The following is a 2,360-nucleotide window of genomic DNA, read 5'->3' as shown; positions in this document are numbered from 1 at the left end:
TCGGAGGCACAAGCTGCCCTTGATAAGGGTGCTAATGCAACCCAAGCAGAAGTTGCTGCAGCCAAAGCAAAAGTGGATGCTGCCCAACAAGCCTTGGATGCAGCCAAAGCGAACTTGGTACCGCAAGCCGATAAGAAAGCTCTTGAAGCGGCTAAAGCGGAACTCGACCAAGGTATTCAAGCTGCTCCAGATACAAGTGGTAAGACACCAGACTCTGTCACAGCTTACAACAAAGCCAAGACAGAAGCTGAAACTGCAGCTCAGGAAGCACAAGTCGTTATCAACGACCAAAACGCCAGCGAACAAGCTGTTCAAGATGCTATTGCTAAGGTAACCAAAGCCAAAGAAGCTCTTGACCAAGCCAAGACTAACTTGACGCCAGCCGCAACCGAACAAGAAAAACAAGCCTTGACGGTTGCGAAGAACAACTTGGATACTCCAGCTACAACAACGGGTATGACCCCAGAGTCTATCGATGCTTACAACAAAGCTAAAGACGCTGCTCAAGCCCAAGTAGATGAAGCCAAAGCGGAGGCACAAGCTGCCCTTGATAAGGAAACTTTAGACAAGTCAGAACTAAGTAAGCAGACTCAAACCTTAGAAAATCTTTTGAGATCATTGACAGGTGTATCGAATCCTACCACAGATTCAGCACGTCTGGTTTTGGCAGAGGCTAAGAAAGCTCTTGCAGATGACAGTTTGACAGAGCAAGGGTTGCGCCATATCTTGCAAACAGTCAAAGATGCCATTGCTTCCCTAGAGTCCATTAAGGAAAGCCAGTCAGCAACGAAGGCTGGAGAACAAAAAGTTTCTGAGGCAGCACCAGAAGCAGATAAGCCTGTAGCCCAAACTCAAATCTCAGTAGGAGCTATTGTGGCAAGTATACTGGTTCTATTAGGTCTCCTCTTTTTCCTCCTAGCTCGTCGTAATAAAGAATCAGAACTCGAGAAATTAACCAAGGAATTAAGTAAACTTCTTAAGAACTTAAACCTTGAAACAGTGGATAAGGATGTCCTTAAAAAGTCTCAAGAAGAACTTCAAAATGCAGTTTCTTTCTTAGCAGATGAAAAAGGCTCTGAGCATACTGAAGCAGAGTTGATTGATAATCTTAAAGAGGTTATTGCTAAGTTGAAAGCAAACGCCTAATAACATATTAAAAGTCTCCAGATTAGGAACTATCCGTAAGTTCACTAATCTGGAGATTTTTCAATATACTTCGTTATTGGGCGGTTACAAATGAAATAAAGAATAGGACAAATTGATCAGGACAGTCAAATCAATTTCTAACAATGTTTTAGAAGTAAAGGTGTACTATTCTAGCTTCAATCTACTATAACAGAGTGACGCCATCACTGGGCTAATAGAGATAAAATAGACAATTGATTTAGGACATTTGTAAGCGCGTCATAACAAGGTATCTATCATTCATGGAAGACCTCCTGTATACTATTAGTAAAGTAAAACTATTGGAGGATATTTTAATGCCACAACCTATTGTTCCTGTAGAGATTCCACAATCTCGTCGTTTTGATTCTAAAAAGAGAAATGATATTCTGCTTAAAATTCGTATTGGCAAGCTTGAAGTAAGTTTTTTTCAATCTCTCAATCTCGAAATGATAGAAGAGCTTTTGGATAAGGTGTTGCTCTATGACAATTCATCTATTTAGCCTAGGGCAGGTCTATCTCGTATGTGGGAAAACGGATATGAGACAAGGCATTGATTCACTGGCTTATCTCATTAAAACCCACTTTGAATTGGATCCTTTCTCAGGTCAAGTCTTTCTCTTTTGTGGTGGACGTAAAGACCGCTTTAAAGCTCTTTACTGGGATGGTCAAGGATTTTGGCTACTATATAAACGCTTTGAGAACGGTAAGTTGACTTGGCCAAGTACAGAAAAGGATGTCAAAGCTCTCACACCAGAACAAGTAGACTGGCTGATGAAGGGCTTTTCTATCACTCCCCAAATAAATTCATCAGAAAGTCGTGATTTCTATTGAAATGATGCCTTTCTTTTTAGTATAATAAAGTTAGAAAACAAGGAGGGGAAGACGATGAAAGACTTATTAAAAATCATTCAACAACAGAGTGCTACAATTGATAGTCTCACCAATGAACTTACCCTTCTGCGTGAACAAGTGGCTTATCTAACGCAAAAGCTCTATGGAAAATCCTCTGAGAAAAGTGTTTGTCCATCTGGACAAGTCAGCCTTTTTGAGGAGGAAGTTTCATCTGATGAAGATGGAGATGTTCCCAGTTGAAAGAGAAGAAATCACCTATAAACGTAAGAAAGCTAAAGGGAAACGTCAAGCTCTTCTTGCCCAATTCGATTCAGAAGAAGTTCATCATCGCTTAGAGGATT

The 2,360-nt window shown here is 40.7% G+C and carries 3 protein-coding genes and 1 pseudogene; all 4 read left to right on the top strand.

Annotated features, from left to right (window positions below):
• Positions 1-1,146 (top strand): annotated as a pseudogene (locus HT701_RS09715) (hypothetical protein); the annotation flags it as partial.
• A 335-nt stretch (positions 1,147-1,481) separates the two neighbouring features.
• Entirely contained in the window at positions 1,482-1,667 is a 186-nt protein-coding gene (locus tag HT701_RS09710; RefSeq protein ID WP_031223047.1) for a hypothetical protein, read from the top strand.
• Positions 1,648-1,998: an IS66 family insertion sequence element accessory protein TnpB gene (gene tnpB, locus HT701_RS09705; RefSeq protein WP_172931471.1), complete on the top strand. Its 351-nt coding sequence runs from the start codon at positions 1,648-1,650 to the stop codon at positions 1,996-1,998. The genes HT701_RS09710 and tnpB overlap by 20 nt, the downstream gene beginning before the upstream one ends.
• Before the next feature lie 54 nt (positions 1,999-2,052).
• Positions 2,053-2,259, top strand: coding sequence for a transposase (locus HT701_RS09700; RefSeq protein ID WP_050208322.1), 207 nt, complete (start codon positions 2,053-2,055; stop codon positions 2,257-2,259).
• Positions 2,260-2,360: the final 101 nt, after the last annotated feature.

This window comes from Streptococcus sp. 10824, from assembly GCF_013276595.1.
In the GTDB taxonomy this organism is placed as follows: Bacteria; Bacillota; Bacilli; order Lactobacillales; family Streptococcaceae; genus Streptococcus; species Streptococcus pseudopneumoniae.
Note: the sequence above shows the minus strand (reverse complement) of the source record. Positions and strands in the feature narration are given on the sequence as shown.